Annotated in this window: 10 protein-coding genes; 5 read left to right on the top strand and 5 right to left on the bottom strand. The window is 72.7% G+C overall.

Annotated elements, in window-relative coordinates; all coding sequences use genetic code 11:
* Nucleotides 1–115 precede the first annotated feature (115 nt).
* Nucleotides 116–832, top strand: coding sequence for a ferritin-like fold-containing protein (locus LLS1_RS05980; RefSeq protein ID WP_226653993.1), 717 nt, complete (start codon nucleotides 116–118; stop codon nucleotides 830–832).
* Between the two features lie 34 nt (nucleotides 833–866).
* On the opposite strand, the gene LLS1_RS05975 is transcribed toward LLS1_RS05980, so the two are convergent.
* Both LLS1_RS05975 and LLS1_RS05970 read right to left on the bottom strand, forming a co-directional pair.
* Nucleotides 867–1,169, bottom strand: coding sequence for a hypothetical protein (locus tag LLS1_RS05975; protein WP_223360444.1), 303 nt, complete (start codon nucleotides 1,167–1,169; stop codon nucleotides 867–869).
* Nucleotides 1,170–1,180: 11 nt separating this feature from the next.
* Nucleotides 1,181–1,405 (bottom strand): DUF3107 domain-containing protein, encoded by a 225-nt coding sequence (locus LLS1_RS05970; RefSeq protein ID WP_223360445.1) that lies wholly within the window; start codon nucleotides 1,403–1,405, stop codon nucleotides 1,181–1,183.
* 124 nt (nucleotides 1,406–1,529) lie between these two features.
* On the opposite strand from LLS1_RS05970, the gene LLS1_RS05965 reads away from it, so the two are divergent.
* Nucleotides 1,530–4,649 carry a UrvD/REP family ATP-dependent DNA helicase gene (locus LLS1_RS05965; protein ID WP_226653992.1) on the top strand — a complete coding sequence of 1,040 codons (3,120 nt, stop codon included), beginning with the start codon at nucleotides 1,530–1,532 and terminating at the stop codon, nucleotides 4,647–4,649.
* Between the two features lie 40 nt (nucleotides 4,650–4,689).
* Nucleotides 4,690–8,046 (top strand): ATP-dependent DNA helicase, encoded by a 3,357-nt coding sequence (locus LLS1_RS05960; RefSeq protein ID WP_226653991.1) that lies wholly within the window; start codon nucleotides 4,690–4,692, stop codon nucleotides 8,044–8,046.
* On the opposite strand, the gene LLS1_RS05955 is transcribed toward LLS1_RS05960, so the two are convergent.
* Nucleotides 7,977–9,050 (bottom strand): phosphotransferase, encoded by a 1,074-nt coding sequence (locus tag LLS1_RS05955; RefSeq protein ID WP_223360448.1) that lies wholly within the window; start codon nucleotides 9,048–9,050, stop codon nucleotides 7,977–7,979. The genes LLS1_RS05960 and LLS1_RS05955 overlap by 70 nt on opposite strands.
* A gap of 63 nt (nucleotides 9,051–9,113) precedes the next feature.
* Here LLS1_RS05955 and nudC point away from each other — a divergent pair, with 63 nt between their 5' ends.
* Together nudC and LLS1_RS05945 are read left to right on the top strand one after the other, a co-directional pair.
* Nucleotides 9,114–10,133, top strand: coding sequence for an NAD(+) diphosphatase (gene nudC / locus LLS1_RS05950; RefSeq protein WP_226653990.1), 1,020 nt, complete (start codon nucleotides 9,114–9,116; stop codon nucleotides 10,131–10,133).
* Nucleotides 10,130–11,878 carry an ATP-dependent helicase gene (locus LLS1_RS05945; RefSeq protein WP_226653989.1) on the top strand — a complete coding sequence of 583 codons (1,749 nt, stop codon included), beginning with the start codon at nucleotides 10,130–10,132 and terminating at the stop codon, nucleotides 11,876–11,878. The genes nudC and LLS1_RS05945 overlap by 4 nt, the downstream gene beginning before the upstream one ends.
* Here LLS1_RS05945 and LLS1_RS05940 read toward each other — a convergent pair.
* Entirely contained in the window at nucleotides 11,766–12,695 is a 930-nt protein-coding gene (locus tag LLS1_RS05940; protein ID WP_226653988.1) for a TOMM precursor leader peptide-binding protein, read from the bottom strand. The two genes, LLS1_RS05945 and LLS1_RS05940, sit on opposite strands and share 113 nt — an antisense overlap.
* A 98-nt stretch (nucleotides 12,696–12,793) precedes the next feature.
* The gene (locus LLS1_RS05935; RefSeq protein ID WP_226653987.1) at nucleotides 12,794–14,137 is read right to left on the bottom strand and encodes a zinc-dependent metalloprotease; all 1,344 of its coding nucleotides are present in this window, start codon (nucleotides 14,135–14,137) and stop codon (nucleotides 12,794–12,796) included.
* Nucleotides 14,138–14,188: the final 51 nt, after the last annotated feature.

The raw sequence follows: 14,188 nt of genomic DNA, 5'->3' as shown, positions 1-14,188 counted from the left end.
CTGTCGTTTCGTACGTGAGGTCTACGCCGTGGTCTCTGTCGCAGGCGCAGGGGCCGTCGATCCACCGCCGACGGACGAGGCAAGCCTACTGGACGACCCCGTTACACTGCTGTACGTGTCAACCTGGTTCACGCGCCGACGCCCCGTGGTCGAGCTGCCCCGTCTCGCCACGCGCGCCGACCGCGCACCGGCGGTCCGCATCGACCTGCACGAGGTGATGCCGGACCTGCTGCCCTACCTGGGGCAGGCGGCGTACCTGCAACTGGAACAGTTCCAGACCCTGTCGCGCGTCGCGGCGGAGTGCGGTTCGCTCGCCGCGAAGGAACTCGTATCGACTGCGGCGGGGCGCGCGTTGTCGAAGCACCAGGGCATCGTCGCCGAGATCCGTCGCCGCGGCGACGAGCCCGGCGAGGTGATGAAACCCTTCGCCGATGCGATCGAGGGCTTCAGTGCGACGATCGTCGGATCGGACTGGCGGGAGACCCTGCTCTCGGCCCTCGTGACCGGCGGCCTCCTCGACGACTTCTTCATCCGGCTGGCCGCGGGGCTGCCGGGCGACATCGGGCCGCGCGTCGCGCACCTCCTGGGCTCCGAGTCCGGTCAGGAGGGGGTGCTGGAGGTACTGCGCACCGAGATCGGGGCCGACCCGCGGCTCGCGTCTCGGCTGGCGATGTGGGGCAGGCGTCTGGTCGGCGACACGCTCCTCGTCGCGCGCTCCGCGCTCCACCTCTCCGGCAACCGCGCCACCGACGAAGAGCGCATCGAGCCGATCTTCACCGAGCTGATCGCCGCGCACACGCGACGGATGGACGCGCTCGGGCTCACCGCCTGACGGTCGCCGCGGGCATGCCGGGGCGCCCGCCGGGTCAGCGCGCGATCGCACCCTTCGCGAGGGTGTGGAGCAGCTTGTCGTCGTGCGCGGTGCGGATGCGACCGACCACGAGATCGACGGCAGCGACGATGACCGCGGTGCCGACCAGGGTGATCCACCAGATCCAGCCGCCGTCCCACTTCAGGCCCGCCCAGGTGAGGGCGACCCAGAGGACGCTCGCGGCGATCACGCCGAGCGCGGGGATGAGCACCGCACCGTGGGTGTGACGGTTGGGGAGCAGATAGCGGGCGCCGAGGCCGAGCAGGGCGCCGCCCAGGGCGACGAAGAGGAGTTCCACGAGACGGGAATCTAGCCGACGAAGCCGATGCGGCGCGACTCCTCGGCGCCGACCTCGACGTAGGCGATTCCGGCGGTGGGCACGACGTAGACGCGACCCTTGTCGTCGGTCAGCTTGAGCACGGCGGCGCCGCCCGTGACGGCGGTCTCCACCTGCTGCGCGATCTCGTCGGGCGACTGCGCCGACTCGAATCCCAGTTCGCGGGGGGCGTTGACGATTCCGATGCGGATCTCCACGACGGTCCTTTCACGTGTTCCGGGCCGTTCGAAACCGACAGGCCGATGTGAATTCAGACTACGGCACACGGCTCGCGGCACCGGGTCGCGTTCTCTGTCGGCGGACGCCGATACCGTGAGGGACATGACGACCCGAGGTTTCCGTCCGCGCCCCGACCGGCGCACCTCGGGCGCCGCGCTCGTCCTCGACGACACTCAGGCCGCCGTCCTGCGGCTCGCCGACGGCGCCTCCGCGGCGGTTCTCGGCGCGCCGGGCACCGGCAAGACCACCACGCTGGTCGAGGCCATCGCCGATCGGGTGCTCGGCCGCGGCTACGGCGTCGACGAGGTGCTCGCGCTGAGCGCCTCCCGCGCCGCGGCGACCGCTTTGCGGGACCGCATCGCGCTCCGGCTCGGCGTACCGACCAATGGACCGCTCGCGCGCACGGCGACCTCGCTCGCGTTCCAGCTCGTGGGCTCGCGGGCACGCCGCACGGGCGAGGAGGCCCCACGGCTCCTCACCGGCGGTGAGCAGGACCAGATCATCGCCGAGCTGCTCGCCGGGCACATCGAGGACGGCACAGGGCCGCGCTGGCCGGAGCCGCTCGGGGAGGAGGTCCGCGCGCTGCGGGGGTTCCGCACCGAATTGCGCGAGCTGATGGCCCGCTGCGCCGAGCACGGCGTGACGCCGCCCCGGCTCTCGGAGCTGGGCGCGATCACAGGACGCGACGAGTGGCGCGCGGCCGCCCGCTTCCTCACCGAGTACCAGGACGTCGTCGACAGCTATCGCGGCGGGTTCGTCGACTCGGCCGAGCTCATCGCCTCCGCGGTCGCCGTCGTCCGCGAGGGCGGCGCGCTCGACAGGCTGAGGGTCGTCCTCGTGGACGACGCGCAGGAGGCGACGGTCGCCACGCTGTCGCTGCTGCACGCGCTCGCCGAGCGCGGGGTCGCCGTCGTCGCCTTCGGCGATCCCGATGTCGCCTCCACCACCTTCCGCGGCGCCGAGACCGGTGCGCTGGGGCAGCTGAGCCTGCGGCTCGGCGTGCCGGTCGAGCGCGTCGTCCTGGGCACCGCCCATCGTCAGACGCCCGAGCTGCGTGAGCTCACCGCGCGGGTGACCGAGCGCATCGGGACGGCCGCGGCCGGGGTGCAGCGCCTCGCGTCGGCCGGGCGCGTCGGCACTGCGGACGGCCCCGCGGCGGTGCTGCGCCTCCAGGCGTCCTCCGCGCCGGCCGAGGCGGCGCGGCTCGCGCGGCGGCTGCGCGAGCGGCACCTGCTCGACGGCGTCCCCTGGGACGATATGGCGGTCGTCGTCCGATCGGGTGCGCACGTCCCCGGCCTCGCACGCGCATTGGCGGTCGCGGAGGTCCCGACGAAGACCAGCATCGCCGGTCGAGCGCTGCGCGACGACTACGCCGCCCGCCAGCTGATCACTGTCGCCGGCGTCGAACTGGGCGCCGTCGAGGCGACCCCGCAGGTCGCGACCGAACTTCTGCTCGGGCCGTTCGGCGGTCTCGACGCCGTGAGCCTGCGGCGGCTGCGGCTCGCGTTGCGTCAGGAGGAGCTCGCGGGGGAGGGCAACCGGCCCGGCGACGAGCTGCTGGTCGAGGCGCTGGGCGACCCGACGCACCTGTCGCTGATCGACTCGTCCCCGGCGCGCCGTGCGGGGCGGCTCGCGGAGACGTTGCGTGCGGGGCGCGAGAAGGCGGAGGCGGGAGCCACCATCGAGGAGTTGCTGTGGCACGCCTGGGAGCGCAGCGGCCTCGCGACGCGCTGGCTGGAGCAGTCGGAGCGCAGCGGCATCGTGGCCGACGAGGCCAACCGGCACCTGGACGGCGTCGTCGCCCTGTTCACCGCCGCGCGGCGGTTCGTCGAACGCTACCCCGAGCGGCCGGCGGCCGACTTCGTCGTCGAACTCCTCGGAGCGGAGGTCCCCGAGGACACCCTCGCCGCCCAGACCGCCGGACCGGCGGTGCTCGTCTGCACGCCGAGCGCGACCGTCGGCCGCGAGTTCGAGGTCGTCGCGGTCGCCGGCCTGCAGGAGAGCGTGTGGCCCAATCTGCGGCTGCGCGGCTCGCTCCTCCATCCGCAGGAGCTGGCCGATGCCCTCGACGGTCGCGAGACCGTCACGGAGGACCAGCGTGCCCAGGTGCTCGGCGACGAGCTCCGTATGTTCGCCCTGGCCGTGTCGCGCGCCCGGGGTCAGGTCATCCTCAGCGCGACGGCGAACGACGACGAGCAGCCCTCGCCGTTCCTCCGGCTCCCGGGCGAGGTCGCCGTCGACGACACCGACGAGACCCTCCACCCGCTCTCGTTGCGCGGCATGGTGGGCCGCCTGCGGCGCCGTCTCGCCACGACCGGCTCCGCGGATGCGGCGGAAGCCCTCGCCCGCCTGGCCGACGCCGAGGTCGAGGGCGCCGACCCGGCGGAGTGGTACGGCCTGGTCGAGCCCTCCACCGTCGAGCCGCTGGTCGACCTCGACGACGAGGAGCAGGTCGTGCGCGTCTCGCCGTCGCGGCTCGAGACGTTCGAGAAGTCGCCCCTGGCCTGGTTCGTCGACGCGATGGCCTCGTCGCCGAGCGGGCTGGCCGCCGGCATCGGCACGGTCGTGCACGCGGTGATGGAGGAGGCGAGCACCAGCGACGATCGCGATCTGAGCGTCGAGCGCCTCTGGGGCGGCATCGAACGCCGCTGGAAGGAGCTCAGCTTCGAGTCGCCGTGGCTGGAGGAGAAGGAGCGTCGTCGCACGCGCACCCTCGCGCAGGGCGTCTCCGAGTACCTCCGCGACTTCGAGCGCGCCGGGGGAGTGCTGCTCGGCTCGGAGGGGGAGTTCGAACTGCGGATCGGGCGGGCGCTCGTGCGCGGCACCATCGATCGGGTCGAGCGCACGGCGGACGGCACGGTCGTGATCGTGGACCTGAAGACCGGCAACCGCACACCCTCGGCGGCGGAAGCCGCGGAGCACGCCCAGCTCGGCGCCTACCAGCTCGCGCTCGAGCACGGCGCGATCGAGGTCGCGACCGGTCTGCCGTCGGGCGGTGCGAAGCTGCTGTTCGTGGCGAAGGGCGTGCGAGGGAAGAGCTACCGCGAGGTCGCGCAGGATCGCGTCGACCGGCGCGGACTCGAGCGCTTGAAGCAGCGTGTCGCCGCAGCGGCGGACGGCATGGCCGCGGCCACGTTCGCGGGTGTCGTCGATCTCGGGGAGCGCGACCCGCACGCGAAGTACGAGTACCGCATCCACCTGGTGCCGGCGGTGAGCGCCTGATGCGCGCGCGGAGAATTCGGGGCGAGAGGGAGGAGCGATCGTGAACGACGAGAACGTGCTGGAGTGGGCCGCCGCCGACGCCGACCTCGACCTCGTCGAGCAGGCACTGACCCTCGACGACCCGACGCACGGGCTCGAGCGGGAGGAGCGGCCCACGCGCGCGATCAGCGCGGTGGAGATCGCGCGAGCGCTCGCCCTCCCGGAGCCGACCCCGCAGCAGCAGGCGGTCATCGAGGCACCCGTGCGGCCCGCCATCGTGGTCGCCGGCGCGGGCAGCGGCAAGACGGAGACGATGGCCAACCGCGTCGTCTGGCTGCTCGCGAACGGGCACGCGCGCGTGCCGGAGATCCTCGGGCTCACCTTCACGCGCAAGGCGGCCGGCGAGCTCGCCGCGCGCATCCGCACGCGGATCGAGCAGCTGGTGGACTCCGGGCTGACCGAGATCGCGTTCGACCCCTTCGAGGCTCCCGAAGTCGCCACGTACAACGCCTTCGCCAACGCGATCTTCCGCGAGAACGCCCTGCTCATCGGCCGGGAGCCGGAGTCGGCCGTGCTGAGCGAGGCCTCGGCCTGGCAGCTGGCCAGGAGGCTCGTGGTCGGAAGCGCCGACGATCGTCTGGTCGAGCTGGAGCGGGGCGTCGACGCGGTGACGAGCGCCGTGCTCACCCTGAGCCGGGCCCTCAGCGAGAACGTCGCGGACGCGGTCGACGTCGAGCGCATGGTGGTGGAGGAGTTCTCGCGCGTCCTCGAACTGCCCACGGGGAACGCGCGCAAGAGCACCCCGTACAGCTCGGTGCTGAAAGCGGTGGAGGCGGTCGGATCCCTTCCGCCGCTGCTCGCGCTCGCTCAGGAGTTCGCCGCGGAGAAGCGGCGCCGCGGCTTCGTCGAGTACTCCGACCAGGTGGCTCTCGCGCTCGACATCGCCGAGCGGCTGCCGGCGGTCGTCGCCGACTACCGTCGGCGGTTCCGGGTCGTGCTGCTGGACGAGTACCAGGACACCTCAGTGGTGCAGACGCGCCTGCTCTCCACGCTGTTCGCCGGCCAGGCTGTGATGGCCGTCGGCGACCCCCACCAGTCGATCTACGGCTGGCGTGGCGCGAGCGCGGCGAACCTCGGACGCTTCTCGGCCGATTTCACCGGGCACCGCGCGGGCGGCGAGCACGGCGGGGCAGACGAGTACGCACTGAGCACGAGCTGGCGCAACCCGACCCGCATCCTCGACGCCGCCAACACGCTCGTCGCGCCGCTCTCAGCCGCCTCGCCGGTCCCTGTCGAGCTCCTGCTGCCGCGCCCCGGAGCCGCATCCGGCGAGTTGACGGCAGCCTTCGACCAGACGGTCGCTGACGAGGCGGAGACCGTGGCCGCGTGGCTGGAGGCGCGGATCGGCGATCGTGACGCGGACGGCGTGCCGCCGAGCGCCGCGCTGCTCTGCCGTTCCCTCAAGAAGATCGACGTGTTCACGGCGGCACTCACCCGCCGGGGCGTCCCGTACCATGTGCTGGGCCTGGGCGGCCTGCTCGAGCAGCCGGCGATCGCCGACCTCGTCAGCGCGCTGCGGGTCATGCACGACCCGACGGCCGGTTCCGAGCTGATCCGGCTGCTCACCGGCGCGCGCTGGCGGGTCGGGCCGAAGGACGTCGCCGGGCTGCGCAGCGTGGCCTCGTGGCTCTCGACGCGCGACCACCGTTTCCAGGAGCTCGACCCGGAGGTGCGCGACCGTCTGCGTCGCTCGGTCGCGGGGGAGGAGTCCGCCTCGCTCGTCGACGCCCTCGACTTCATCGTGGAGGCGCCGGACGGGCACAGCAAGCTCCAGGACATCAGCCCGACCGGTCTGGAGCGCATGCGCGACGCCGGGCGACTGCTCGACCGCCTGCGCTCCCGGGTCGGCCTCGACCTCCTCGATCTGGTGACCCTGGTGCAGCAGGAGCTCCTGCTCGACATCGAGGTCGCGGCGAACGAGTCGGCACAGCTCGGGCAGGCGAGTCTCGACGCGTTCGCGGAGCAGGTCGCGTCATACCTCGCCGCCGACGATCGGGCAACCCTGGGGTCGTTCCTGGCGTGGCTCGCGGAGGCCGAGCAGCGCGACAATCTCGCGCCCCGCAGCGAGGAGCCCGAACCGGGCACGGTGCAGATCCTCACCATCCACGGCGCCAAGGGCCTGGAGTGGGATGTCGTCGCCGTGCCGCGCCTGGTCGACGGCGAGCTCCCCGGCCCTCCCCAGAGCCGCAAAGGCTGGCTGGCCTTCGGGCAGCTGCCGAACGAGTTCCGCGGAGACTCCGCCGAGCTGCCGGTGCTCGCGTGGCGCACGGCCGAGGATCAGAAGCAGATCGACGACTCCATCGCGGACTTCGAGGCCGAGAACCTGCGCAGGCACCTCGAAGAGCAGCGCCGCCTCATCTACGTCGCCGTCACGCGGGCGCGCGAGCGGCTGCTGCTGACGGGCTCGTACTGGTCGACGCAGACGCGGCCGCGCGGGCCGGGCGCCTACCTGCTGGAGCTGCAGGCGGCCGGGCTGCTGCCGGAGGACGCGTTCCCCGAGTGCGACGAGCCGGACGAGAACCCGCTCTCCCTCACGGCCCAGACGGTCACCTGGCCGCTCGACCCGTTGGGGACGCGGCGCGACCGCGTGCAGGCCGCCGCCGAAGCGGTACGCGCACGACGGGAGCGGGGCGAGTCCCGCGGCGGGGTGTACGCCCGTGATCTCGACCTGCTGCTCGCGGAACGCGCCGCGCGGGTCGCTGAGGCCGGGCTGGTGGAGCTGCCGACCCGCATCCCCGCGTCCCGGTTCAAGGACTACATCTCGGATCCAGGAGGCGTCGCCGCGTCGTTGCGCCGGCCGATGCCCGAGCGGCCCTACCGGCAGACGCGCCTGGGCACGCTGTTCCACCACTGGGTGGAGGAGCGGTTCGGCACGCCGGCCGGCGGAGCGGACGAGCTCGATGCGACGGCGACGGAGCTCGACGACCCGGCGGGGGAGCTGCTCGAGGCCGATCGGCTGGCCGAGCTCCAGGCGACGTTCGCGGCGAGCGAGTGGGCCGGTCGCCGACCGGAGGGCGTGGAGTTGGAGATCCACGTGACGCTCGCCGGCCAGGTGGTCGTGTGCAAACTGGACGCGATCTACCGCGCCGACGACGGGGTGCACGACTACCAGATCGTCGACTGGAAGACGGGGAAGGCGCCGCGTGACGCGGAGGACCTCGAGCGCAAGCAGCTGCAGCTCGCGTTGTACCGGCTCGCGTTCGCCCGCTACGCGGGCGTGGATCCCGCACGCATCGACGCCGTCTTCTACTTCGTCGCCGACGACCGGGTCGTGCGGCCGGAACGGCTCTACGAGGAGGAGGAGCTGCGCTCGCTCTGGTCTTCCGCCACCGGCTTCATCCCGCCCGAGCGGCCGTAGCCGTCGGGGCGGTCGCCGGGGGTGCGGTCGAGCATGGCCTCGACGTCGCCGATGGCCATGATCGGGCCGGTGGCGTTCGCGAGCGGGTTGACCGCGTTGCTGTGCACGCGGTCGACGAGCCCGTCGAGCATGCTCACGGCGTCGTCGACGATGTGCTGGTCGCGGACCTCGCGCCCGTGCAGCAGCCAGCGGGCGACTTCCAGCTCCGCGTACAGCATCGCTCGCTGGGTGAACTGCCGATCGGTGGCCACCTGGCGCGCGGACGCATAGGCGGTGAGTGCGCCGTCTGTCGCCTCGGAGTTCATGGCGAGGAGCCAGTGCAGGTCGCGGGCGGGGTCGCCGACGCGCAGGGCCGACCAGCCGATGACGGCGGTGACGGAGTCGCCGTCGACGAGGAAGGAGTCCGCGGTGAGCGCCCCGTTGATGACGGTCGGCTGGAACTGCCAGAGCGAGTGGTCCGCGGTGGCGTCGCGCCATCGGTCGCGCAGGGCGGCGGGAAGCAGCCCGGTCGCTGCGGCGGACTCGATGAGGGAGGTCGTCGACGCGAGACTGTCGGCGGCGGAGAGGACCGGGAGGCCGGCCTCCCCGACGAAGCTCGTGGGCAGCCTGTGGATCGCCGCGATCGCATGGCCGATCGATCCGGCCAGACCGTCGCCGGGTGGGATCTCCTCGACCGCGACGTGCTCGCCGGGAAGGAAGTCGTAGACGACGGCGCGGGTGCCGCCCACCGGTGCCTGACCGAGGTACTGCGGCACGTCGAACGGGAGGCGGCTGCGGATGCCCGCGGTCAGCGCGCGGAGCGCGACGAGGTCGGCGCTCTGCTCGGACTCGGCCGACTGCGACAGTGGGACGCGTACGATGCAGACGCGGCCGTCCCGCTCATCCAGCAGCGCGGCGTCGAATTCGCCGGCTCCGTCGCGAGAGTAGCTGCGAGCGCCGGAGACGACGAGGTCGGGCACGGCCGAGGCGGCCAGCGCGGCTAGAGTGAAGTGGGATCTGGCCATGCTCCCTAGGCTAAATGGACATCCGTGCGTGGGCTCTGATCGCCACGCCTTGAAAGGTTCTCGATGTCGTCAGCACCCCCGTCCGGCGCGCTCAGCGCCCTTCCGCTCTCGCGCCACGCCGTGGACCGCGACCACGCCGCCCGATCGCGACCCGCGTTGTTCGACGAGCTCTGGGAGGAGCCGGGAACGCGCGTGCTGGCACTGTGGAAAGGACGTGCGCTCGTCACGGCGGAGAGCATCCCGGCCGCGACGCCCGCGGGCGACGGGTGGAGCGCACCGGACGGTGGCGAGGCCGCCCTCGACCTGCTCCCCGTCGAGCGCGTGACCGCCGCACTGGTCCGCGTCTACCTCGGGCGCACGCTCGTCGCCACGCCGACGGAGCCTGCAGGCACGGCCGTCGTGCTGGAGGTGCTCACCGATGCCGCCGCGCAGGAGCTCGAGCCGGACGAGTCGCGCTGGGCGAACCTGCGCACGGTCGCCACGGCGTTGAGCGACCGCGATGCCGGGCTGTTCACCGAGGCGCTCGCCATCGCCAACTGGCACGCCTCGCACACGCACTGCCCGCGCTGCGGCACGCCGACGGTCGTCGAGCAGGCGGGCTGGGTGCGTCGCTGCTTCGAGGACGGCTCCGAGGTGTTCCCACGGACCGACACCGCCGTGATCGTGACGGTGCTCGACGCCGCCGACCGTCTGCTGCTCGGCTCGAACGCCATGTGGGAGCACTCGCGCTACTCCCTGCTCGCCGGATTCGTCGAGCCGGGTGAGTCGTTCGAGTCCGCGGTCGAGCGCGAGATCTTCGAGGAGGCCGGCGTGCGCGTCGTGGACGCACGCTACAAAGGCTCGCAGCCGTGGCCCTTCCCCGCCTCCGTCATGGTCGGGATGACGGCGCGCCTCGCGGACGACCAGCCGCCTGCGGCGCTGGCGCCGGATGGCGAGGAGATCCTCGACCTGCGCTGGTTCAGCAGGCAGGAGCTGTGGGACGCCCGCGGGCAGGTCATCCTGCCCGGTCGCTCCTCGATCGCCCGGGCCCTGATCGAGGACTGGTACGGAGGACCCCTCGACGAGCCGCCGGCGGCCCCGTGACGGACGCTCCACCCACCCCGGCGGGGCTGTTGGCGGGGCTCGACGCCCAGCAGCGCGTCGCCGCAGAGGCTCTGTTCGGCCCGGTCTGCATCCTCGCGGGTGCAGGCACCGGGAAGACCCGCGCGATCACCCATCGGATCGCCTACGGCGTGGCCTCCGGGGCATTCACCCCCAACCGCGTGATGGCGCTGACCTTCACCAACCGCGCCGCCGCGGAACTGCGTGGCCGCCTGCGTCAGCTCGGCGCCGGGGGAGTCGCCGCGCGCACGTTCCACGCCGCCGCCCTGGCGCAGCTGAACTACTTCTGGCCGCAGGTGGTGGGCGGGCAGCTGCCCAGCGTCCTCGACGGCAAAGGCCGTGTGCTCGGGCACGCGGCCGAGAAGCTGTCGTTGCGGGTCGACACCGCGACGCTGCGCGACATCGCGGCGGAGATCGAGTGGCGCAAGGTGTCGAGCCTGACGCTCGACCAGTACGCGGACGCGCTCGCGTCGCGCCCGCTGCCGGGCACGCTCACGGCCGATCAGCTCCTCGACCTGCATCGCACGTACGAGGAGCTGAAGGACGAGCGCAAGCAGATCGACTTCGAGGACGTCCTGCTGGTGTGCGCCGGGATGATCGAGGTCGAGCCGTCCGTCGCGATGCAGGTCCGCGAGCAGTACCGCTTCTTCGTCGTCGACGAGTACCAGGACGTGTCGCCACTGCAGCATCAGCTGCTCGGGCTCTGGCTCGGCGATCGCCGGGACCTCTGCGTGGTCGGCGACGCCAGCCAGACCATCTACTCCTTCGCCGGTGCGCGGAGCGAGTACCTGCTCGGGTTCGAGCGCGAGCACCCCGGAGCGACGGTCGTGCGGCTCGAGCAGAACTACCGTTCGACGCCCGGTGTGATCGAGACCGCCAACCGGCTGATGCGGGGGCGCTCCGGGGCGCTCACCCTGCACGCCGCCGCAGCACAGCGCGGCCGCGACGGAGCGCCCACCGGCGACGTCGCCCCACCCGCCGCGTTCGACGACGACCGTGCCGAGGCGCGCGCGGTCGCCGAGGGGATCGCGGCCGAGATCGCCGCGGGTGCGAGACCCGAGAGCATCGCCGTGCTGTATCGGGTCAACGTCCAGGCGGCCCTGCTCGAGCAGGCGCTCGGCGATCTCGGGATCAGCTACCAGATCCGCGGGTCCAAGCGGTTCTTCGATCTGCCGGAGGTGCGGCAGGCGATCATGACTCTGCGCGCCGCCAGCGTCGCCGCGACCGACGAACCCGTTTTCAAGTCCGTCAGCGATGTGCTGCGCACGCTCGGCTGGTCGGTGCAGCCGCCGTCCGGCCGAGGAGCGGTGCGCGAGCGGTGGGAGTCGCTGAACGCGATCATGGGCCTCGTGGACGAGATGCCGGCCGGCACGACCTTCCGCCGCTTCACGGACGAGCTGCTCGCCCGCCAGGCCGGTCAGCACGAGCCGACGCTCGCCGCCGTCACGCTCGCGACGCTGCACGCCGCGAAAGGTCTCGAGTGGGAGTCGGTCTATCTGATCGGGTTGAGCGAAGGCCTCGTCCCCATCAGCTACGCCACCGGCTTCGAGCAGATCGACGAAGAGCGTCGCCTGCTCTATGTCGGCATCACGCGTGCCCGCCGCCGTCTGCGGCTCAGCTGGTCGCATCGAGGCTCCCAGCCGGGACGTCCGGTCGTCCGGCAGCCGTCGCGCTTCCTCGCCGAACTGGCCCCGCCGGCGCGTCAGCAGGGCACATCGGACGACTGAGCGGCAGCGCGAGGCACCCGCATTCCGGGTGCGGCATATGCTCCGCCGTGCTCCAGCGGCCCGTAGCCGGGTCGAAGCTCGTGCTCCTGGCCGGCTGCGGCTCGACGGCCCTCCCGCGCCCGACGGCCCGCCCACCCACGACGGCCAGCGCGATCGCCGCCGCGACGGAGGCGACGGCCTCGACGACCAGCGGCGACTCGCCGGGTCGAGCGCGGGAGTGCAGCTGTGTCGCCAGCGCGGGCCACGCTGGATCGGCGTCGCGGCGATGCAGATCCAGGCATCGAACGCACGCGCCGCGACCGGGGTGGACCACCGGCCCGACCACCACCCGCTTCTCGCCGAAGACGACGGGGAGGTGCGGTACGTCCCTGCGCAGCCACTTCCCGTGGCGCGAAGGCTCGATCGCGTAGGAGCCCACGAGGACGGCGAAGGCTGCGGCCTCCACCCGCGGATCGCTCCACGAGAGCCCTGCAGCCACCTCCGCTCCGCCATCGCGCAGGTGCCCGACGACGCGGGCGGCGGTCGGCCCGTCGCCGTCCAGGGCCACGAACGGTGTCGCGGCCGCGCGGTCGTCGGGTCGATCGAGCACCGGATGCAGCCGCGCGAGCAGCGCGTCGACGGTCGTCTGCCCCGCGCGCGAGCGCTTCGCGATCATCCGCAGCCCCGCCATCGACACGCCGTCGGCGAGGGCGGCGATCATCCGCTCCTCCGCCGGGCTGACCGGCTCCAGCACCAGCACCGGCGCGTCGACGCCGAACTGCAGCGCGTCCGGTGAGCGCCAGACCCGGGGGATGCGGGGATCGAGTGCGAGGACCATCCCGTCATCCTGCCCGGGGACCCACGGCGATCGGCCGTTATCCACAGGTGCGAGGCACGCCGGCGGTCATCCCCAGCCGGCCACACCGGATGCGGTGGTCAGCCCTCCGAGGGACGGTCCGTGTCGTCGCGCAGCAGGTCCTCGATCGCCTGGTCCAGCTCGTCGCGCTCGGGCTCCGCGCCCGTCGCCTCGGCCGTCAGACGCGCGACGAGGGCGGACGGGTCGTCGAGGTCGCTCGCGCGGGGGAGGAGGTCCGGATGCGACCAGAGGGCGTCCCGCGCCTCCTGGCCGACGGCGTCCGTCACGGCGCGCCACATCGCGGCGGCCTCCCGCAGTCGGCGCGGGCGCAGCTCGAGGCCCACCAGCGTCGCGAAGGCGGACTCGGCGGGTCCGCCCGAAGCCCGGCGGCGGCGGACCGTCTCGGCGATGGCATCCGCGCGAGGGAGCAGGCGGGTCGCGTCCGCCGTCACGACGTCGACCCAGCCCTCGACGAGGGCGAGCACCGTCTCGAGTCGGCCGAGCGCCTCCAGCTGTTCCTCGGTCTTCGGCGGGATGAGCGCCCCGCTGACCATGGCCTCGCGCAACTCCTCCGGGTTGGAGGGGTCGAAGCTCTCGGCGAGCGACTCGAGGCGCTCCGTGTCGATGGTGATGCCCTTGGCGAAGGCGGTGATCTGGGTGATGAGCTGCAGCCGCAGCCACTTGGCATGCCGGAAGAGGTTCGCGTGCGCGAGCTCGCGCACGGCGAGGTAGAGCTGTACCTGATCGTCGGGGATGTCGAGGCCGGCGCCGAACTCGGCGACGTTCTGGGGGAGGAGCGCCGCCGTCCCGTCGGCGAGCAGCGGGATGCCGATGTCGCCTCCCGAGACGACCTCCTTCGCGAGCTGCCCGACCACCTGGCCGAGCTGCATGGCGAACAGCGCGCCGCCGATCGAGCGCATCACCTGACCGGCGTTCTGGATCATGCCCTGCATCTCCTCCGGGGCTTGATCGGTGAGCACCTGGGTGAGGGCATCGGAGATGCTGAGCGCGACCGGCTCGGCGAGCTGGGTCCACAGCGGCATCGTCTGCCGCGCCCACTCGGCGCGACCGATCAGCTCCGGCGTGCCGGAGAGTCCGGCGACGGTGGTCGCCTGATCGAGCCACAGCCCGGCGACGTTGAACGCCTGGTCCAGGGAGGCGCGCTCGGCCGGGGTGACCGTGTGCGCGCCGTCGCCGGCGAGTGCGCGCGCCTGCTGCTCGGCGACGTCCCAGTTGATTCCGCCACCCGGGTTCATCAGCGCGTTCTGCAGCTGACCGAGCAGTTTCTGGATGCTCGCGGGGTCGTTCGGCAACCCGGCGGCCCCGGCCAGCTGGCTCGGATCGATCGACGCACCTCCGGAGAGGAACTCGCGCAACATGTCCCGGAACTCGTCGTCCGGCTCCTTGTTCGGCTCGTCGGCCATCGTGGGCGCCCCTCGTCTCGAAGTGATACCGCCGCGGCGTGCGGCTTTCAG

Source organism: Leifsonia sp. LS1 (assembly GCF_020521355.1).
In the GTDB taxonomy this organism is placed as follows: domain Bacteria; phylum Actinomycetota; class Actinomycetes; order Actinomycetales; family Microbacteriaceae; genus Leifsonia.
The sequence above is the reverse complement of the archived record's forward strand: the minus strand, read 5'-3'. Positions and strand labels throughout refer to the sequence as shown.

Bases quoted from the DNA above. Each gene is read 5' to 3' on its own strand.
- LLS1_RS05965 (WP_226653992.1), top strand. From the start codon at position 1,530: ATGACGACCCGAGGTTTCCGTCCGCGCCCCGACCGGCGCACCTCGGGC.
- LLS1_RS05955 (WP_223360448.1), bottom strand. From the start codon at position 9,050: ATGGCCAGATCCCACTTCACTCTAGCCGCGCTGGCCGCCTCGGCCGTG.
- nudC (WP_226653990.1), top strand. From the start codon at position 9,114: ATGTCGTCAGCACCCCCGTCCGGCGCGCTCAGCGCCCTTCCGCTCTCG.
- LLS1_RS05940 (WP_226653988.1), bottom strand. From the start codon at position 12,695: ATGGTCCTCGCACTCGATCCCCGCATCCCCCGGGTCTGGCGCTCACCG.
- LLS1_RS05935 (WP_226653987.1), bottom strand. From the start codon at position 14,137: ATGGCCGACGAGCCGAACAAGGAGCCGGACGACGAGTTCCGGGACATG.